23 protein-coding genes and 1 pseudogene are annotated in these 16323 nt (G+C 73.2%); 12 read left to right on the top strand and 12 right to left on the bottom strand.

All coding sequences use genetic code 11. The annotated features are described in order from the left end of the window. Nucleotides 1–92 precede the first annotated feature (92 nt). Nucleotides 93–764 (bottom strand): DUF2306 domain-containing protein, encoded by a 672-nt coding sequence (locus ACZ7H1_RS34240; RefSeq protein WP_470792053.1) that lies wholly within the window; start codon nucleotides 762–764, stop codon nucleotides 93–95. Between the two features lie 219 nt (nucleotides 765–983). Between ACZ7H1_RS34240 and ACZ7H1_RS34235 the strand changes: the two genes are divergently transcribed. Together ACZ7H1_RS34235 and ACZ7H1_RS34230 are read left to right on the top strand one after the other, a co-directional pair. Continuing rightward, nucleotides 984–2264, top strand: a complete 1281-nt coding sequence (locus tag ACZ7H1_RS34235; protein WP_470792051.1) for a sensor histidine kinase — start codon at nucleotides 984–986, stop codon at nucleotides 2262–2264. Further along, on the top strand, nucleotides 2261–3064 hold the full coding sequence (locus ACZ7H1_RS34230; protein ID WP_470792050.1) for a response regulator: 804 nt from the start codon (nucleotides 2261–2263) through the stop codon (nucleotides 3062–3064). Before ACZ7H1_RS34235 ends, ACZ7H1_RS34230 begins: the two co-directional genes overlap by 4 nt. Nucleotides 3065–3075: 11 nt before the next feature. On the opposite strand, the gene ACZ7H1_RS34225 is transcribed toward ACZ7H1_RS34230, so the two are convergent. From ACZ7H1_RS34225 to ACZ7H1_RS34215, 3 genes are all read right to left on the bottom strand, one after another. After that, on the bottom strand, nucleotides 3076–3993 hold the full coding sequence (locus ACZ7H1_RS34225) for a DUF6891 domain-containing protein (protein WP_470792048.1): 918 nt from the start codon (nucleotides 3991–3993) through the stop codon (nucleotides 3076–3078). 374 nt (nucleotides 3994–4367) lie between these two features. Then, complete coding sequence (locus ACZ7H1_RS34220; RefSeq protein WP_470792047.1) at nucleotides 4368–4985, bottom strand: dihydrofolate reductase family protein; 618 nt, start codon at nucleotides 4983–4985, stop codon at nucleotides 4368–4370. 116 nt (nucleotides 4986–5101) lie between these two features. Continuing rightward, nucleotides 5102–6514: an MFS transporter gene (locus ACZ7H1_RS34215; RefSeq protein WP_470792046.1), complete on the bottom strand. Its 1413-nt coding sequence runs from the start codon at nucleotides 6512–6514 to the stop codon at nucleotides 5102–5104. Between the two features lie 140 nt (nucleotides 6515–6654). Here ACZ7H1_RS34215 and ACZ7H1_RS34210 point away from each other — a divergent pair, with 140 nt between their 5' ends. Next, nucleotides 6655–7476 (top strand): helix-turn-helix transcriptional regulator, encoded by an 822-nt coding sequence (locus tag ACZ7H1_RS34210; RefSeq protein ID WP_470792096.1) that lies wholly within the window; start codon nucleotides 6655–6657, stop codon nucleotides 7474–7476. Nucleotides 7477–7501: 25 nt separating this feature from the next. On the opposite strand, the gene ACZ7H1_RS34205 is transcribed toward ACZ7H1_RS34210, so the two are convergent. Together ACZ7H1_RS34205 and ACZ7H1_RS34200 are read right to left on the bottom strand one after the other, a co-directional pair. Next, nucleotides 7502–7738, bottom strand: a complete 237-nt coding sequence (locus tag ACZ7H1_RS34205) for a hypothetical protein (protein WP_470792044.1) — start codon at nucleotides 7736–7738, stop codon at nucleotides 7502–7504. Nucleotides 7739–7905: 167 nt separating this feature from the next. After that, nucleotides 7906–8199, bottom strand: coding sequence for a WhiB family transcriptional regulator (locus ACZ7H1_RS34200; RefSeq protein ID WP_470792042.1), 294 nt, complete (start codon nucleotides 8197–8199; stop codon nucleotides 7906–7908). A gap of 162 nt (nucleotides 8200–8361) precedes the next feature. Here ACZ7H1_RS34200 and ACZ7H1_RS34195 point away from each other — a divergent pair, with 162 nt between their 5' ends. Beyond that, entirely contained in the window at nucleotides 8362–8547 is a 186-nt protein-coding gene (locus ACZ7H1_RS34195; RefSeq protein ID WP_470792040.1) for a hypothetical protein, read from the top strand. A gap of 105 nt (nucleotides 8548–8652) precedes the next feature. Here the strand turns inward: ACZ7H1_RS34195 and ACZ7H1_RS34190 are convergent, their stop codons facing one another. Then, complete coding sequence (locus ACZ7H1_RS34190; RefSeq protein ID WP_470792039.1) at nucleotides 8653–9513, bottom strand: arylamine N-acetyltransferase family protein; 861 nt, start codon at nucleotides 9511–9513, stop codon at nucleotides 8653–8655. 178 nt (nucleotides 9514–9691) lie between these two features. Between ACZ7H1_RS34190 and ACZ7H1_RS34185 the strand changes: the two are divergent. After that, nucleotides 9692–9973 (top strand): annotated as a pseudogene (locus tag ACZ7H1_RS34185) (helix-turn-helix transcriptional regulator); the annotation flags it as partial. Nucleotides 9974–10003: 30 nt separating this feature from the next. On the opposite strand, the gene ACZ7H1_RS34180 reads toward ACZ7H1_RS34185, so the two are convergent. After that, nucleotides 10004–10471 carry a MarR family winged helix-turn-helix transcriptional regulator gene (locus ACZ7H1_RS34180; protein ID WP_470792037.1) on the bottom strand — a complete coding sequence of 156 codons (468 nt, stop codon included), beginning with the start codon at nucleotides 10469–10471 and terminating at the stop codon, nucleotides 10004–10006. A 108-nt stretch (nucleotides 10472–10579) separates the two neighbouring features. Here ACZ7H1_RS34180 and ACZ7H1_RS34175 point away from each other — a divergent pair, with 108 nt between their 5' ends. The 7 genes from ACZ7H1_RS34175 to ACZ7H1_RS34145 all read left to right on the top strand — a co-directional run bounded on the left by ACZ7H1_RS34175 (nucleotide 10580) and on the right by ACZ7H1_RS34145 (nucleotide 14539). After that, a complete protein-coding gene (locus ACZ7H1_RS34175; protein ID WP_470792036.1) occupies nucleotides 10580–11419 on the top strand; it encodes an SDR family oxidoreductase in 840 nt (279 codons plus the stop codon). A 167-nt stretch (nucleotides 11420–11586) separates the two neighbouring features. After that, the gene (locus ACZ7H1_RS34170; RefSeq protein WP_470792034.1) at nucleotides 11587–11790 is read left to right on the top strand and encodes a cold-shock protein; all 204 of its coding nucleotides are present in this window, start codon (nucleotides 11587–11589) and stop codon (nucleotides 11788–11790) included. Between the two features lie 174 nt (nucleotides 11791–11964). Beyond that, on the top strand, nucleotides 11965–12231 hold the full coding sequence (locus ACZ7H1_RS34165) for a DUF4235 domain-containing protein (protein WP_470792032.1): 267 nt from the start codon (nucleotides 11965–11967) through the stop codon (nucleotides 12229–12231). Nucleotides 12232–12324: 93 nt separating this feature from the next. After that, the gene (locus ACZ7H1_RS34160) at nucleotides 12325–12921 is read left to right on the top strand and encodes a GNAT family N-acetyltransferase (protein ID WP_470792031.1); all 597 of its coding nucleotides are present in this window, start codon (nucleotides 12325–12327) and stop codon (nucleotides 12919–12921) included. A gap of 28 nt (nucleotides 12922–12949) precedes the next feature. After that, nucleotides 12950–13186 carry a DUF6479 family protein gene (locus ACZ7H1_RS34155; RefSeq protein WP_470792029.1) on the top strand — a complete coding sequence of 79 codons (237 nt, stop codon included), beginning with the start codon at nucleotides 12950–12952 and terminating at the stop codon, nucleotides 13184–13186. 158 nt (nucleotides 13187–13344) lie between these two features. Continuing rightward, the gene (locus ACZ7H1_RS34150; protein ID WP_470792027.1) at nucleotides 13345–13755 is read left to right on the top strand and encodes a hypothetical protein; all 411 of its coding nucleotides are present in this window, start codon (nucleotides 13345–13347) and stop codon (nucleotides 13753–13755) included. 82 nt (nucleotides 13756–13837) lie between these two features. Next, nucleotides 13838–14539: a DUF6766 family protein gene (locus ACZ7H1_RS34145; protein WP_470792025.1), complete on the top strand. Its 702-nt coding sequence runs from the start codon at nucleotides 13838–13840 to the stop codon at nucleotides 14537–14539. A gap of 73 nt (nucleotides 14540–14612) precedes the next feature. Here ACZ7H1_RS34145 and ACZ7H1_RS34140 read toward each other — a convergent pair whose 3' ends face one another. The 4 genes from ACZ7H1_RS34140 to ACZ7H1_RS34125 form a co-directional block, all read right to left on the bottom strand. Then, complete coding sequence (locus ACZ7H1_RS34140; RefSeq protein ID WP_470792023.1) at nucleotides 14613–14825, bottom strand: hypothetical protein; 213 nt, start codon at nucleotides 14823–14825, stop codon at nucleotides 14613–14615. A gap of 86 nt (nucleotides 14826–14911) precedes the next feature. Continuing rightward, entirely contained in the window at nucleotides 14912–15052 is a 141-nt protein-coding gene (locus ACZ7H1_RS34135; protein WP_470792021.1) for a hypothetical protein, read from the bottom strand. A 52-nt stretch (nucleotides 15053–15104) separates the two neighbouring features. Beyond that, a complete protein-coding gene (locus ACZ7H1_RS34130; RefSeq protein ID WP_470792020.1) occupies nucleotides 15105–15572 on the bottom strand; it encodes an ATP-binding protein in 468 nt (155 codons plus the stop codon). A gap of 126 nt (nucleotides 15573–15698) precedes the next feature. Next, complete coding sequence (locus tag ACZ7H1_RS34125; RefSeq protein ID WP_470792018.1) at nucleotides 15699–16133, bottom strand: STAS domain-containing protein; 435 nt, start codon at nucleotides 16131–16133, stop codon at nucleotides 15699–15701. Nucleotides 16134–16323 lie beyond the last annotated feature (190 nt).

Genomic DNA, 16323 nt, shown 5'->3' with positions numbered 1-16323 from the left:
CCACCTCCCCGGCCAGTGTGGCCGGGTACGACGGGACTGTCGACGGTGCCCCGCGGGCACGGGCGGGCCGGATCGACCCCCGGACGGGAGGGCTATGCCCGGCGGGGCCGCGAACGGTCGCGCGCGATCAGCCATTCCGCCGCAAGCAGGTTGATCAGCCACGACGTCCATGCTCCGGTCGCGTAGACCTGCCCGAACGGGAACCCGGCCGCGTCCCCCGCCACCAGCCACAGCCTGATCGTCACGGCCGAGAGGATCAGGGCGTACGAACGGATCATCCAGGCGCGGTGCAGGTCCGGACGGCGTCGCACGGCCCACACGTACGCCGCGGCCGAGGACCAGAGCAGCAACACCCCCAGGGCCGCGAACCCGACGGGGGCGAGCGGGTCCGCCAGCGCGCGCGGCGCCAGGAGCAGCCCCCCGATGCCCGTCGCGAGCACGCTCACCAGGTAGAGACGGCCCGTCAGCCGGTGCAGGCGCGGGTGGCTGCGGCGCAGCCGGGGGAGGAACTGCCACGGGCCCAGCACCATGGCGGGCACTCCGCCGCCGATGTGCAGGATCAGCGGTGCGAGGTGTGCGAGGTAGACGGCCCGTTGCTCGGGCAGGAAGGTGTGGGGGTCGAGGGTGAAGTAGCGGGCGGCGAGCAGCGCGGTGAGGAAGGCGAGGGCGGTCATGGCGAGCCATCCGGCGCGGCGCAGCACGCCGCCGGACCTCGGTGTGCGGGCGGCTGGGGATGAACCCCGGGCAGGGGCGGATGTGTTCATGCCGTGAGGCTAGGAAGCGGAGCCCGCTGCGGGCGTCCTCCCCAGAGGGCCCGCTGCCGTACGCCACCCGGGGGAGAACCGTGCCCGGCGTCGTACCCGTACCCCGGCAGGCGGACTCGGCCGGATACCCCCACAGGGCGATGCGCCGGCGGGCGGCGGCTGGCTAAAGTCCGTTTCCTGGCACCGTGTTCGCGGTGCGCGCGCCCCCACGGAGCAGCCATGAGCCCACCGAGACCAGCCGACCGCGGCCCCGCCGCTGCCGCGCTCGTGCGCCGCCTGCGGCCTCTGGCCGCCGACGGCCTGCCGGCCGTCGGTTTCCTCGCCGTGATGCTGGTGGAACGCCTGGGCGCGCGCGCCGAGATCGGCAGCAGGCTGCCGGAAGCCCTCGCCCTGGCCGTCGCCCTCGCCGGCGCCCTCGCGCTGCGCCGCCGTGCACCGCTGGCCGCCTACGTCACAGGGACCGCGGCCCTGTCGGCGGAGGCCCTGTTCGTCCTGGCCAGCCCGGCGACTCCGTACGCGAACCTGCTCGGCGTGTACGCGCTGGGCCTGCACGCGACCCGGCGACGCGCCCTGCTCGGCCCGCCGCTGGTGCTGCTCGGCATGGCCGCCTACTTCGCCGGACTCGACCGCACCTACCCGGTCATCCCGCTCGGGGTCCTGTTCCTGTGGCTGCTTGCCTGGGCGGTCGGGTACGGCACCGCGCGCCGCCACGACGAACGCGACGCGGCGCGGCTGCTGCTGCTGCACCGGGTCGCCGCTGAGGAGCGCGCACGGATCGCGCGCGAGCTCCACGACCTGGTCGGACACACCGTCAATGTGATGCTCGTGCAGGCCGGAGCGGCCCGCCGCCTGCTCGACCGCGACCCGCAGCAGAGCCGCGCCCTGCTGGAGACCCTCGAAAACGCCGGGCGGGAATCCCTCGACGAACTGGACCACGTCCTCGGCCTGCTGCGCCGGGGCGCGCCGCACGGCGTGCCGGACCCCGCGCCGGGCCCGGGTCCCGTCGCAGACTCCGTTGCGGACCCTCTGGCGGACCCGTCCCGGGTCGGTGAACCGGGCCCCGGGACGGAGCCGGGGGGAAGGGCGGGATCCGGTGCCGCGTCCGGCCCCGGCCTTGCCGATCTGCCCCGGCTCACCGACCGGATGGGCCGCGCCGGAGTCCGCGTAGCCGTCCGCATCGAGCCGGCCGCACACCCGCTGCCCCGTACCGTCGACACCTCGGCGTACCGGATCGTGCAGGAGGCCCTGACCAACGCACTGAAGCACGGCCGGGCCGCCTCCGCGGACGTCTCGGTCGGACGCCGGGCACACGGCGCGGGCCGCGCCGAAGTCCTGGAGATAGAGGTCCGTGACGACGGGCTCGGCGTGGCCGGTCCCTACACACCCGGCCGGGGCCTGCTCGGCATAGCGGAGCGGGCCGCGGTGCTCGGCGGCCGGGTGGAGCACGGAGGAGGTGACGGGGGCGGATTCCGGCTGCGCGCGGTGCTCCCGCTGCCGTGACCGTCCGGGTGGTCGTCGCCGACGACGACGCGCTGCTGCGCGCCGGAGTGGCGCTCGTCCTCGGCACCGAGGACGGTCTGGAGGTGGTGGGCCAGGCGGCCGACGGCCTGGAGGCCGTCGCCCTGTGCCGGGAGCTGCACCCCGACGTCATCCTCATGGACGTACGGATGCCCGGCATCGACGGTGTCGAGGCGACCCGCCGGATCACGGCCGCCGGTCCGTCCGCGCCGCGCGTCCTCGTCCTGACGACCTTCCACCACGACGAGTACGTGTGGGGTTCCCTGCATGCGGGAGCCGCGGGCTACCTCCTCAAACGGGCCTCGCCCGAGCGGCTCATCGATGCCGTCCGCACGGTGGCCGCAGGCGAGGCGCTCCTCGACCCGGCGGTGACCCGCGACCTGGTGGCCCAGCTCGTCGGGCGCCGCCCCGCCGACACCCCCGGGAGTGCCCCGGGTGCCGAGGGCGGGCACCCGCCCGTACCCCGCCCGCCCTCGCGGTCATGGGCGCGGCTGTCCTGGTCCGCACGCGCCGGGCCGCACGACGAGAGCACCCGCCTGGCGGCTCTCACGGCGCGGGAGCGCGAGGTGCTGTGCCTGGCCGCCGATGGCCTGTGCAATGCCGAGATCGCCGGCCTGCTGGTGCTGGCCGAGTCCACGGTGAAGACGCACATGAAGCGGATCCTGGCCAAGGCCGGTGCCCGGGACCGGGCCCAGGCGGTCGTGCTCGCCTACCGGAGCGGACTCATGGCCGCCTCTGCCGACGGTCGGGCCGCGCCTGGCAGGCCCGCCGGGCCTGCCTGAGGGCTGCGGCCTCAGCCGACGAGCCGCTTGCGCCAGTCGAGCGGGGTGACCGTGAGGGCCTGGTCCGGTCGGCCGTTCCAGTCGACCTGGAGTCCGGCGGCGCGGAGGGCGGCGGCGACCTCTTCGCCGATGGCGGTCGTCGTCTCCGCGGAGTCGTCGAACCCGCCGTACAGCAGGGTCAGCCCGTGGCCTGCCGCGGCGCTGTCGGTGCACTGGGTGTGGAAGTACACGAAACCGCGGGCGTCCGGGGCGGCTTCCGCCCCGATCTCGGCCTGGCCGCAGCTGCGGCAGCAGGTGAAGTTCTCCCGCGCCGTGATCCCCGCCGCGCCGAGCGCTTCGAAGACCAGGGACAGCCGCTCCGGGTCGGTGGTGCCCTCCCAGGAGGCCTGCTCCTCGACGCGCTCCCGCCACATGCGATCGGCCAGCTCCTCAGCCTGCGCGCCGGAGACCGGCCGGTGGTCTCCCGAGACGAGGTAGTCCTCGGCGACTTCGGCGAGCTCGGCCCGGTCCGCGTAGCCGCCGACGAGCAGTTCCCGGAGCCGGTCCTCCAACAGCCGGCGCTGTTCGTCGTCGAGGTCGAGCGGCGGGACGGGCGCGGGCGCCGGGAAGTCCATCGCGGTCCACTGCAGTCCGGCGTCCCAGCCGTCCAGCCTGCGTGCCCAGCCGGTCATGGCCTCGATCACCGGACCGGGCCCGTCGAGGGTCACGCAGAAGTGCCGGTCGTGGGAGCCGTCGCGGTGCTCCAGCTCGTAGCCGCCGCCCTTCTCGTGCCACACCTGGACGAAGACATCGGGGAGTTCCGGTATGCGGGTGACGACGAGGAAGCGGTCCTCGCCGGCGCCGATGCGGCGCACCAGCCCGGCCAGTTCCGCTGCGGTGGCGCGGACGTGCCGGTCCCCGCTTTCGGTGTTCACGGTGATCGAAAGCATGGGGACACCCTGACACGCACCACCGACAACGGTCCGGCTGCCGGCCCGGCTCCTCCCTCACGTGCCGCTCCGCCGCTCCGCCGCTCCGGGAAGGGGAGTTTGCCGCCCGGTACGGGGGACATACGCGGTTCACGGGCCCCACCCCGGCAAGGGGCCCGAGGCCGGACGAGGCCGCGTGTTCTCCCCCTGGCACGCGGTCCCGCCCGGGCCGTCGCACCTCGACTGCCGCCCGGGCCGAAACGGTGACCGGCCCCTGCGCGGCCGGTGTCCCACGACTGGTCCGCAGGCCCGGCAGACCCCCGGCGAGCGCTGCAAGGGCAGATCTCCCCGGGCATTCGGGCACGGGCGGCAGCGCGGCCCGGGACCGCCGCCCGCTACCGCTCGTGTTGCGGCAGGTGGGTCTTCGCCTCGTCGTACGACCCCTGGCCGACGGAATCGGCCGGTGCGTAGTGGAGGTTCAGCACACCGGTCCGGAACGTCTCGGCGGAGAGCAGCTTCAGCGGGAGCGGGGCCTCGCCCTCCTCGAACAGCCGCATGCCCTTGCGGACGGCGATCGGGTGCACCATCAGGTGCAGGTCGTCCACCAAGCCCGCGGCCAGCAACTGCCGTACGACGGAGACCGAGCCGCTCATCCCGATGGCGGTGGCGCCCGGCTCGTTCTTCAGCGCCTTGACCCCCTCGACCAGATCGCCCCTGAGCAGCTCGGAGTGCCGCCAGGTGAACTCCAGCTCCTGGTTCGACACGACCACCTTCCGCGCATCGCCGAGAGACTTGGCGAACGGGGCGTCCTCCCCGCCGGCCGCTTCGCGGTCCGGCCACGCCCCGGCGAAGCTGTCGTACGTCTTCCGGCCGAGGATCAGGGTGTCGACCGTGCCGAGGGTGGCGTCCACGGCCGTCCCCATCTCGTCGTTGAAGTACGGGAAGTGCCACTGGTCGGGAGCCTCCACGACGCCGTCGAGCGAAACGAAGAGCTCTGCGACGATCTTCCTCATACTGCTGCCCTGCCCTCGGTCGAGACTCGCGGCAGTGTCCTGCCTCGCCCAGTAGACGACGCCGACCGGCCGAATCCGCCGACGACGCGCGCCACCGACCCCCCGCGCCCCGGCACCTACACCCGCTTGCGCCCCAGGAAGACGCCCACCAGCAGGGCGGCCGCGATCACGATCACCACGTCGACCGCCAGGACCGTCCGTACGCCGTCGAAGAGCGAGTCCTGCGTGGTGGCCAGGACGCCGAGCAGCGGGATCCCGACGGTCAGGCCCACCTGCTGGGTGGTGGTGACCAGGCCGGTGGCCAGTCCCTGTTCCGAGTCCGGCACCCCGCTCGTCACGACCAGCCCGTACGAGATGATCGCGCCGAGGTGGCACATGCTGGCCAGCGACACGGCGACCGTCGCCAGCAGTGCGCCCGACTCCGTGCCCACGCCGAGCAGCGCCGCGACGAACACGCCCTGACCCAGCAGCGAGCCGACCAGGGTACGGCGGGCGCCGAAGCGGCCGATCACCTTCGGGGCGTACGCACCGGCCACGACGGACGCGATGCCCTGCACGCCGAACACCAGGCCCGTCCGGAACGACGACAGCCCCAGCGTCTCCTGGAGGTAGAGCGTCAGCACGAACACGACCGTCGACATCATCGAGAACGTCACCAGACCGGCTGCATTGCCCCAGCCGACCGTGCGCCGCTTCAGCATCGGCAGCGACACCAGCGGGGACACGGCCTTCGACTCCACCCTCACGAACGCGACGAGCAGGACGAGGCCCGCCACCAGCGTGCCCCGGACGTCGATGTCGCCGAAGCCGCGCTGGGCCGCCGTCGACAGCGCGTAGATCAGCGCCAGCAGACCGCCGGTGACGGTGACGGCACCCGGCACGTCCAGGCGCGGCCGCTGCGGGGTACGCGACTCGGGCAGCAGCCCCGGTGCGAGGAGCAGGACGACGACCGCAGCGACCGCGAGCAGCCCCATCGTGGAGCGCCAGCCCAGGGTGTCGGTCATGACACCGCCGAGCACCATGCCGATGGTGAAGCCGAGGGACAGCAGCGTGCCGGAGATGCCGAGCGCCCTGTCGCGCAGCGGGCCCTCGGGGAAGGTCGTGGTCAGCAGGGACATGCCGGTCGGCACGATGACCGCCGCCCCCAGGCCCTGCAGGGCCCGACCGGTCAGGAAGGACACCGGGTCCCAGGCGAGGGTGGCGAGCACGGAGGCCGCCCCGAAGACCGCGAGGCCGGTGAGGAAGAGCTTCTTGCGGCCGTACAGGTCGGCGATCCGGCCGAAGAGGAGCAGGAAGCCGCCGGACGGCAGCGCGAACGCGGTCACCGCCCACTGGAGTGCCGACTGGCTCAGCCCCAGGTCCCTGCCGAGTGCCGGCAGGGCCACGTTCAGTACGGAGAAGTCCAGCGCCACCATGAACTGGGCGGCGCAGAGCACGAAGAGGACGAGCCCGGCCCGGCCGGACAGCCGGCCGTCCCCGGGAGCCGCCGGGTGCGGCGCGGTGGTCGTGGTGTGGGTATCGAGTGACATGCCCACCACCTTCACGGCCCGGGAATGCCCGTGAAGAGTGGGAACTTATCCTGTTGCTGGCACCACCAGGCAGCCGACAGGGGGATTTTGTGGCCACGCCGATCGACAGGCACCGCCGGACGGAACTGCGCGAGTTCCTGATGAGCAGGCGGGCCAGGGTCTCGCCGGCGGAGGCCGGACTGCCGGACGGCGGCGCCCGCCGCCGCACGCCCGGGCTGCGCCGCGAGGAGGTCGCCGTGCTCGCCGGAGTCGGCGTCTCGTGGTACCAGTGGCTGGAGCAGGGCCGCGACATCACGGTGTCTTCGCAGGTCCTGGACGCGGTGGGCCGGGTGCTGAAGCTCTCCAGCGCCGAGCGCCGGCACCTGTACGTCCTGGCCGGGCTCAATCCGCCCGCCCTCGAAGTCGCCGCGGCCGACCGGGGCATGTGCGACGGCCTGAAGCGGCTCATCGAGGCGTGGATGCCGTTCCCCGCGCACATCATGGACGCGTACTGGAACACCGTGATGTACAACGACGCAGCCGCGCTCGTGTTCGGGATGCGCCCGGAGATCGTGCAGAACTGCCTGATCGCCTTCTTCACCGACCCCCTCTACCGGGCCCGCTCCCCGCACTGGGAGACGGTCGCCCGCCAAGTGGTGGCGCAGTACCGGGCGGCCTGCTCGGACCACCCCGACGACGAGGGGTTCCGGGCCGTGGTCGAGGAGGCGCGCGGGCTGAGCGCGGAGTTCGCCGAGCTGTGGGAGCGGCGGGACGTCCAGCCGGGCGGGCAGCTCGAGAAGCAGATGGACCACCCGGTCGTCGGAGGGCTGTTCTTCGAATCCACGCAGCTGCGCGTGCCGGCCCGCCCCGACCTGTCGATCGTGCTCCACACCCCGCTGCCCGATACGCAGACCGCGCAGAAGCTGGAGTGGCTGACCTCGCCGGAGGGGCGTCGTGGGTCGATGTACCCGCTCGCCGGCTGATCCCGGGACTCCGGCCTGCGGGACCCTACGGCGGGGACTCGGCCCAGGTGGCGGCGCCGCCGCCGCGCCAGTCGATCAGCGGGACGTCGCCGCCGATGGCGGCCTCGGGGTCCTCGACCCCGACCCGCCGGAGGAACTCCACCAGGTCGCTCGGCTGGAACGCGACGCCCAGCACCGAGTCCTCACCGTGGATGTGCGCCACGACCCGCCGCCCGCCGGACGGGCTGGGCGGGTGGACGACGATTTGCGCGTGATCGGGCACGGGTCCACGGTGCGCGATGCGCGGACCCACGGCATCCCGGGGACGGCCGGGCTGGGCCAAGCGGCCCTGCCGATGAGCCGAAGGGCCGATGAGCCGAAGGGCCGAAGGGGGCGAAGGGCCGGAGGGGGGTGAGCGGGGCGGAGCGCCGCCGGAGTCCCGGTGGCGGTTCAGGCCGTGGCCCGCAGGGACGGGGTGAGGGCCTCGCGCTCCTCCTCCGTGAGGCCGCCCCACACGCCGTAGGGCTCCTTCGCGCGCAACGCGTGGCGCAGGCACTGCGTACGCACCGGGCACTGCGCGCAGACCCGCTTGGCCGCCTCGTCACGGGCGGCGCGGTCCTCGCCGCGCTCTCCTTCCGGGTGGAAGAAGCGCTGCGACCCGAGGTCCCTGCACGCTGCATCGGCCTGCCATCGCCAGTGGCTCTCCTGGTGCTCCGGCAGCCGCGGCCGCGACATGTTCGGCATGTCTGCTCCTCGGTTCGTGGTGGGTGTGACGCCGCGCCTGTTCCGGAACGCGCCCTCCAAACGTCGGTTTTCGGCCACTGGGAAATGGTGCAGGTTGCCCCTTGCCGTGTCAGCGTGGTCGCGAGGAACCCCCCACCCCCGCACCCCGGAGGAGTCCCCGCCATGGGCGGTATGAAGGACAAGCGCCAGGAGCCCGGCAAGGGCCGAGAAGAGCAGAGCCGGCCGACCCCCGGCCAGGATCCGGTGCACCCCAAGCCCGGCCCGCCCGTCCGCGGGAAGAGCCCCGAGGAGATGACGCGGCGCCGCGAGGAAGACCTGCTGCGCGAGGAGGACCGGCGCGGCGAGTAGCTCCGCACCGCAGACGGAGCCCGGCCGGGGAGCAGCTGCGCCCCGGCCGGGCTCCGGTGCGTCGCAGCGTGCGCTCTCCCTGCGACGCCGCGGCCGTTGCGGCGGTCAGCGGGAGTCGGACCCGGAGGTCAGGCGGGCGACCACCTCGTCGTCCAACGCGATGCCGAACTCCTCCCGCAGCACGCGTTGAAGGTCGTCCGCTTCGATCTTCTGCTCCGTGCGGGTGCCGTCCGGGAGCGTGGTGCTCCAGGTCAGTCCGTCGATCTGGTGGTGCAGGGCGCCGGTGAACCGCTGGGCGAAGAGCCGGGTCACGAACGGCGAGCGCGGGTGCGAGCCCACGAAGTGGCTGCCCACCACGTAGTCGATCCGGTACTGCGGGTTCAGGGTGAACGTGTGGCGGTCGACCCACCCCTCCGGCCCGTACTGGTGCAGCGACCACTGGTCGAACCCGCCCGGGTCCGCCCGCCGTTCCATCCGGAACCGCCACCCGTCCACCTCCGCCGCGGCGCCGTCGGCGAGTTCGACGGGCTCCAGCGGACCGGCCCCGAAACCGACGTCGCACAGCCACGTCCGGTCGTCGTCGGAGGCGGTGACGGCCAGCAGGGCGTGCGTCGCGGGCAGGATCTTGTCCGCGCCGAGCGAGATGCGACCGCTCAGCGCCGTGAAGCGGAAGCCCAGCCTTTCGAGGGCCGCGGCGAAGAGGGTCACGTGCTCGTAGCAGTAGCCGCCCCGCGCTCGCCGGACGAGCTTGTCCTGCACGGACTCGACGTCGAGGGGCAGCGGGATGCCGAGGACGGCGCTGACGTTCTCGAACGGGATCGAGGTCGTGTGCGCGCGGTGCAGCGCGCGCAGGCAGGCCAGGGTCGGTGCCCGTTCCCCGGTGTGGCCGAGGCGTCCGAGGTAGGCGTCGAGGTCCAGCAGGTCCCCGTGCCAGCCGTCCCCGCGGTCCCTCTGTTCGGTCGTCATGCGCCGTGCCTTCCTCGCCGTGATGGATCGTCACCTGCACGGCCGACCCTAGGCGATCGGCTGCCGCACGTGTCCGCCCGCCCCCGTGGGCCCGCGCTCAGGGCGTCCAGATCCCTTGTGCGGCCACGGACTTGACGTAGTCCTCGAACGTGCGCGGGGCCCGGCCGAGGACCTGCTCGCCCCGCTCGCCGCGGAGGCGGGGCTCTCCCGTACCGCGTTCGCCCGCCGCTTCACGGCGCAGGTGGGCCGGCCGCCCCTGGCCTACCTCACCCACTGGCGGATGGCCCTGGCCGCCGACCGGCTGCGCGAGCCGGGGGCCACCATCGCCGCCGTGGCCCGCGAGGTCGGGTACACGGACGGTTTCGCCTTCAGTGCGGCGTTCAAGCGCACCCGGGGCGTCAGCCCCTCGGCCCACCGCGCAGGCGCGGCCGCCGCAAGCGCCGTACCTCCGTCCGCGTGACGGCGCCGGCCGGACCGGGGCCCGCGCTCCTCACCGGGGGTGGTCCTTGTCGGCCTTGAGCTTGTGCCACACGGCGCTGAGCGCCTCCAGGTCCTGCCCGTCGAGCAGGTCGGTGAAGACCGGAGCCAGGCACTCCCGGCGGGTGGCGTCCGCCTCGGCGAAGAGCCGGTGGCCCTCGGCGGTGAGCGACACCTCGACGGAGCGGGCGTCGCGCGCGGAGGGGGTACGGGTCACCAGACCGCGGCCCTGGAGCGCGTCCACGACGCGCGAGACCTGGCTGCGGCTGAGCATGGTGCTGTTCCCGAGGACGGAGGCCGGGACCGGGTCGGGGCTGGCGGCGAGCCACAGCATGACCTCGAACCATGAAACGGGCAGGTCGTGGGCCTTGGTCAGTGCCCGGTCGACGCGTTCGGTGAGGACGGTGCCTGCCCAGACCAGGCCGTAGAAGGCGTGGTCGGCGACGGGCATCTCCGCCTGGGTGAGCTTCCTCTTCGTCATGATCCGAGCCTACCGGCTTGTGTGCGCACACACATAATTGCTAGAGTGTGTGTACACGCACTTAATCGGTGCCGTTTCCGACCCCCCTTCCTGCCGAAAGGCCGAACCATGTCTTCCAAGGTTGTTCTGATCACCGGCACCTCCTCCGGCATCGGCCTCGCGGCCGCCGTCGCCGCCGCCCGGGCCGGCTGGCGCACCGTGGCCACCCTGCGTGACCCCAGCCGTGCCGACGCGCTGCGCAAGGCCGCCGTCGACGCGGGTGTCGAGCTCGACATCCGGCAGCTCGACGTCACCGACGAGGCCTCCGTCGCGGCCGCGATCGACGGAGTGATCGCCGACCACGGCCGCCTCGACGCGGTCGTCAACAACGCGGGCGCCGGACACCTGGGCACGCTGGAGAACGAGACCGTCGCCGAGGTGCGCCAGGTGATGGAGGTCAACTTCTTCGGAGTGCTCCACGTCTCCAAGGCCGCCCTGCCGCACCTGCGCGCCACCGGTGGCCGTCTGATCACCGTCACCAGCGTCGGCGGCGTCATCGGCCAGCCCTTCAACGAGGCCTACTGCGCGGCGAAGTTCGCCGTCGAGGGGTACATGGAGAGCCTCGCGCCGGTCGCGGCCAGGCTCGGCGTGGCCGTCAGCGTCGTCGAACCGGGTGCCGTCGCCACCGAGTTCGTCAACAACATAGGCCTCGACCTGGAGGGTGAGATCGCCGCCGCGGGTGGCTACGCCGCGCCGCTCAAGGCCTACATCGACCGCACCGTGTCCCAGTTCCTCGACGGGGCCCAGACGCCGGCCGAGGCCGCCGCCTCCATCATGGAGGCGCTCACCGCCGAGCGCCCGGCGTTCCGCATCCAGACGTCGGAGTGGGCCCGTGCCTTCACCGGCACCAAGCTCGCCGACCTGGACGGATCGGCGGTGCAGGGCATGACCGGCGCCTGGATCGGCTGACCGCCGCGCGCCGCGCGCGGACAGGCCGTACTGCGCCCACTGGACCCGCGCGATCCACCCCGGTGGGGGAGCGCGCGGGGGCGCGGCGCAGCGGTTGCGCGGGCGAGGGGGGTCGGGGAGCCATACTCTGCGGCGTACGTGCTGTTCCGACCCCGAAGGTGAGCAAGATGGCAACAGGCAAGGTGAAGTGGTTCAACGCGGAGAAGGGCTTCGGCTTCATCGCACAGGATGACGGCGGCCCGGACGTGTTCGTCCACTTCTCCGCGATCGCGGGCACGGGCTTCAAAGAGCTCTTCGAGGAGGACGCCGTGGAGTACGACGTCACGCAGGGCCCCAAGGGCCCCCAGGCGGAGAACGTCGTCAAGATCTAGCGGACCGCTCCTTCGGAGGCTCTTGCGGGATTCCGCCCGCGGATCGCGCAAGAGCCTCCGTGCTCCCACCACCGTGCCCCCACCACTGTGCCCATCGTGGTCCTTCCGTTTCCGGCGTGTCATAGCATCCGGCCCCGTGGGCAGAAGCAGTGGAGTCGAGGGGAAGGAGTCGCTGTGAACACCGCGAAACTGGCCTACCGGCCCGTCGGGCTCGCTCTGGGCGCCGCCTCGGGTCTCGCCGCCGGTCTGGCCTTCAAGAAGGTGTGGAAGGTCCTCGGGCACGAGGACGACGCACCGAATGCGATGGACGAGCACCGCTCATGGCGCGAAGTGCTGATCGCCGCTGCGATCCAGGGCGCGGTCTTCGCGGCGGTCAAGGCCGCCGTCGACCGCGCGGGTGCGACCGGCGTGCGCCACGTCACCGGCACCTGGCCCGGCTGACGGCACCCGGCCCGTCCGACGGCACCTGACCGGGCGGGCCGGGCGGGCCGGGTCCTGCTCGCAGGCCGCCACCCGGGTTGGCATGATGCATTGATGATCGACAACGCGATACCTCCCGTGGTGCCCGCCGGCGCGATGAGCCGGGCCCGGCAGCCCGTCCTCCCGCTCCCGGGCGGCGGCACGCACCTGCGTCCCTGGGCGGAGAGCGATGCCGAGGCCCTGGCGCAGTCGTGCCTCGACCCGGACATCCGGCACTGGAACCGTCCGGAAGAGCTGACCGTCGACGGCGCACGGCAGAAGATCGCCCGCTGGCGGCGCCGCTGGGACGACGAGGAGGCGGCGATCTGGGCCGTAGCGCCCGCCCGCGGCGGCCCGGCCGTCGGACTGATCGGACTGGCCGACCTCGACCTGCGCGGCGGCAGCGGGGAAATCCTGTACTGGCTGCTGCCCGCCGGCCGGGGTGCGGGGCTCATGGTCGACGCCACCGTCAGGATCAGCCGGTGGGCCTTCGAGGACCTCGGACTCCACAGGCTGCGCATCACCCACTCCGTGGCGAATCCCGCCTCCTGCCGGATCGCCGTCAAGGCGGGCTTCGCCCTGGAAGGCACGATGCGCAGCGCACTCCTGCACGCCGACGGCTGGCACGACGAGCACCTCCATGCCCGAATCCAGGACGACGCCCGCCCATGATCGGGCCGATCCCGGGCAGACGGACGCCATGATGACTTCCCACGACCTCGCTGCCCAGGCCACGTCCTCGCTGCTGATGATCGTGATCGGGGTGGCCGTCACCGCCCTGCTCGCGGCGGCGTTCTGGTGGGGGAGCCGCCGTACCGCCCGCCGCCGGCAGCAGTCCGCCGCCCCCGGCGGTCCCCGCCCGCGCGGCGGCTCCTGGCAGACCCCGGACGACGACCCCGACCAGGGGCACCCGCACCGCCCCGGAACCGACTCCTAGAACGAGAGCGAGCCGCCGACCTGCCCGTCGGACGCCCGCGGCGGATGGTCCGGCCGGGCGGTATCGCCGGGCCCGGCCGCGTCGCCGCCGGCCGCACGGCAGGGGGCGGGGCAGGGTGGGTTCGGTTCCTTTCCCGTGCCTGGTGAGGGTGTGTGCCGTTGGATGCGATCGTGCTGCGGGCCGCAGCCGCGCTGGGCCTGGCCGGCCTGCTGTGCGGGTGCGGCGCGTCCGCCGTCCGGCTGGACGGAGCCCGCGAGGCCGCCGGGAGCTTCGAGCGGGCCCTCGCCGGGCGGGACTACCGGGCCGCGTGCGCCCTGCTCGCCCCGGAGTCCCGCCGGGAACTGGAGCAGAACGCGGAGCAGGAGTGCCGCGCCGCGCTGGCCGGCCAGGACCTGCCGGTGACCGCGCCGGGCCGGCCCGACGTCCGGGTGTACGGACGGCAGGCCATGGTGCGGCCCGGCGGCCAGACCCTCTTCCTGTCGCAGTTCACCGGCGGCTGGAAGGTCGTGGCGGCCGGGTGCACCCCGCAGCAGGACAAGCCGTACAACTGCACCCTGAAGGGAGGTTGACCGTGAAGTTCCTCTTCGTGGCCTGCCTGGTCGTGGTCGTCGGTGGTCTCGGCTACTTCATCGCGATCGGCGCGATGCAGCGGTGAGCGGCGAGGACGAAGGGCACCGCCCCCGCGGGTTCTGGCGCGACAACAGCCTCACCCTGGCCTTCGGTGCGGCCTTCCTCGTCGTCGTGGCGGCACAAGCCGTGGCCGGGCAGGCGGAGTTCAACGAACAGCTGTCGGTGGAGGGCCTCCAGCAGGTCAACTTCGGCGAATACGTGACCTCCTCGGACTTCGCCGTGGACGTCACCGAGAACTGGCAGTCGGAGTTCCTGCAGTTCTTCCTCTTCGTCTTCGGCACGGTATGGCTCGTGCAGCGCGGATCGCCGGAGTCCAAAGAGGTCCACAAGACCGGTACCGAGTCGGACCGCGAGCAGCGCGTGGGCAGGCACGCCCGGCACGACTCGCCGCGGTGGGCCGGTACCCGGGACTGGCGGCAGCGGCTCTACTCGCGCTCGCTCGGCCTGGTGATGGGAACGCTCTTTCTCGTGTCGTGGCTCGCGCAGTCCGTCTCGGGCACGGCCGCGTACAACGAGCAGCTGTTGAGGGAGCTCCAGGACCCCGTCGGATGGGGCGGTTACGTCGCCTCGGCGGACTTCTGGAGCCGGACGCTGCAGAACTGGCAGTCCGAACTCCTGGCCGTGGCGGCGATGGCCATCCTCTCCGTCTACCTGCGCCAGCGCGGCTCGCCCGAGTCCAAGCCGGTCGGCGCTTCCCACACGTCCACCGGTGTGGAGGGGTGAGGGGCCACCTCGGGGGCGGTTCCGGCGGTTCCGGCGGTTCCGGTGGGGCCCGGCCGGCCTGCCCGGGGGTGGCTCAGGTGTGGTGGCGGGTCTCGTCGACCACGGGGAGGGCCGAGACGCGGCGCTTGCGCAGGACGCTCGCGTACACGGAGAGGCCCAGGAGGCCGGCGACCATCATGATCAGGCCGACGACGTCGAGGTTGACGCTCTCCATCTTCCAGTCGCTCGCGAAGGTGAGGACGGCCCCCACCACGATCAGGGCGATGCAACCGCCTATGCCGGCCATGAGTGTGTCTCCTTGTCTGATCGGACTTCCGGACGCACGCGACCGGGCAGGGCGCTCCGGGGAACGGACCGCGCCCGCCCCGCAGGTCAGCGGTGCCGGGTCAGGCTGCGGACGAGTACGGCGACGGCGACGGCCATGACCAGCAGGTGCAGCCACGCCGGGCCGGCCGGACTGCCGGTCGGCAACGCGAAGTACCCGGACACGTCCGTGCTCTGAACAGGTGTCATACGGCGCGTGTGCCCGGCGGCGGCGGCCTGATGCGCCCGCGGCGGCGGGAGTTCAGAGGGCGTGCGGCTCGCCGGTGCGCAGCCGCTCGGCGTCGATCTCGGCCCAGACCACCTTGCCGTGCTCGTGCGCCTCGGAGCCCCAGCGGTCGGACAGCCGGCGCACGATGTGCAGGCCGTGGCCGCCCGGGGTGCCGCGGCGCGGGGCGGGCAGCAGCTGCGGCAGTTCGGTGACGCCGTCGTACACCTCGACGCGGAACACGTCACCGGCGCTGAGCAGGAGTTCGTGGCAGCCGTCGGCGTGCAGGTTGGCGTTGGTGACGAGTTCGGACACGAGGAGCAGTGCGTCCTCGAAGGTGGCGTGCCCGTCCCAGCCCCAGTCCGTCAGCGCCTCGCGGGCGAACTCCCGGCCCCGGGCCACCTGTCCGCGGGTGCCGCGCAGGGCGAGCCGGCGGCGCTGGCGGAGGGCGGGCCCCCGGGCATCCGGTGCGGGCTCACCGGTGTCCTGTCCGATGGTCTGCACTGCGGCCTCACCCCGTCCTGGGCTCGTCGTGTCCTGGTGCGCTTGTACCCGTCGTGGCCGTAGGAACGCCCCGTCCGGGCAACCCGTCCGGGCAACCCGTCCGGGGCGGCCCGGACGGTGCGTGCCTCACGGCGCTGCGAGGGCGTCGGCGAGGGTCGCGCGGACGGCGAGGACCTCGACGGCCCCGGTCAGCTCCAGCAGCCGCTGCAGTTGTGCAGGGGGCGCTGCCAGCCTCAGTGCGACACCCGCCTCCTGGGCCCGCAGGCGCAGGCCGAGCAGCAGGTTCAGTCCGGAGGAGTCGCAGAAGCCGAGCTGCTCCAGGTCGAGGACCAGGAGCGTGGTCGCCGTGTGCAGGGCCGCTTCGACGGTCGGCCGTACGCTTTCCAGGCCGTCGAGGTCCAGGTCGCCCGTGAGGGCGCACACCACGGCTCCGGAGGCGGCGGTGGCGGTCAGTTCCGCCCGGGGGGCAGGCGCGGTGCCGTAGGGCCCGGTACCGGCCGTGACCGGCTCCTGCCCCGATGCTGCTCTCGTGTGTCCGTGTGCCGGATCGACAGTTCCCACGTCAGCCTTTCGATCGCCCCGCTGTGTCCCCGTCCTGCTGTGCTTCTGCCCGCGACTCTACAGGCGCCGGGTCCTGCATGGCCGAGACGCGGAAAGGGTTCCGCGCGCACGGCCGGACCCGTCGGCTGTGCCGGACCGTCCTTCTGTTCGCGACAACCCAACGGGGCCGTGCTCGCCCCTTGTCCCCCTG

The sequence above is a fragment of the Streptomyces sp. NPDC037401 genome, assembly GCF_055602345.1.
Note: the sequence above shows the minus strand (reverse complement) of the source record. Positions and strands in the feature narration are given on the sequence as shown.

What these genes read in the sequence shown, in the direction of transcription:
- ACZ7H1_RS34190 (WP_470792039.1), bottom strand. Translation starts at nt 9,513, where the DNA reads ATGACGACCGAACAGAGGGACCGCGGGGACGGCTGGCACGGGGACCTG.
- ACZ7H1_RS34215 (WP_470792046.1), bottom strand. Translation starts at nt 6,514, where the DNA reads ATGTCACTCGATACCCACACCACGACCACCGCGCCGCACCCGGCGGCT.
- ACZ7H1_RS34195 (WP_470792040.1), top strand. Translation starts at nt 8,362, where the DNA reads ATGGGCGGTATGAAGGACAAGCGCCAGGAGCCCGGCAAGGGCCGAGAA.
- ACZ7H1_RS34175 (WP_470792036.1), top strand. Translation starts at nt 10,580, where the DNA reads ATGTCTTCCAAGGTTGTTCTGATCACCGGCACCTCCTCCGGCATCGGC.
- ACZ7H1_RS34155 (WP_470792029.1), top strand. Translation starts at nt 12,950, where the DNA reads ATGATGACTTCCCACGACCTCGCTGCCCAGGCCACGTCCTCGCTGCTG.
- ACZ7H1_RS34160 (WP_470792031.1), top strand. Translation starts at nt 12,325, where the DNA reads ATGATCGACAACGCGATACCTCCCGTGGTGCCCGCCGGCGCGATGAGC.
- ACZ7H1_RS34140 (WP_470792023.1), bottom strand. Translation starts at nt 14,825, where the DNA reads ATGGCCGGCATAGGCGGTTGCATCGCCCTGATCGTGGTGGGGGCCGTC.
- ACZ7H1_RS34225 (WP_470792048.1), bottom strand. Translation starts at nt 3,993, where the DNA reads ATGCTTTCGATCACCGTGAACACCGAAAGCGGGGACCGGCACGTCCGC.
- ACZ7H1_RS34220 (WP_470792047.1), bottom strand. Translation starts at nt 4,985, where the DNA reads ATGAGGAAGATCGTCGCAGAGCTCTTCGTTTCGCTCGACGGCGTCGTG.
- ACZ7H1_RS34180 (WP_470792037.1), bottom strand. Translation starts at nt 10,471, where the DNA reads ATGACGAAGAGGAAGCTCACCCAGGCGGAGATGCCCGTCGCCGACCAC.
- ACZ7H1_RS34210 (WP_470792096.1), top strand. Translation starts at nt 6,655, where the DNA reads ATGAGCAGGCGGGCCAGGGTCTCGCCGGCGGAGGCCGGACTGCCGGAC.
- ACZ7H1_RS34170 (WP_470792034.1), top strand. Translation starts at nt 11,587, where the DNA reads ATGGCAACAGGCAAGGTGAAGTGGTTCAACGCGGAGAAGGGCTTCGGC.
- ACZ7H1_RS34240 (WP_470792053.1), bottom strand. Translation starts at nt 764, where the DNA reads ATGAACACATCCGCCCCTGCCCGGGGTTCATCCCCAGCCGCCCGCACA.
- ACZ7H1_RS34200 (WP_470792042.1), bottom strand. Translation starts at nt 8,199, where the DNA reads ATGCCGAACATGTCGCGGCCGCGGCTGCCGGAGCACCAGGAGAGCCAC.
- ACZ7H1_RS34235 (WP_470792051.1), top strand. Translation starts at nt 984, where the DNA reads ATGAGCCCACCGAGACCAGCCGACCGCGGCCCCGCCGCTGCCGCGCTC.
- ACZ7H1_RS34135 (WP_470792021.1), bottom strand. Translation starts at nt 15,052, where the DNA reads ATGACACCTGTTCAGAGCACGGACGTGTCCGGGTACTTCGCGTTGCCG.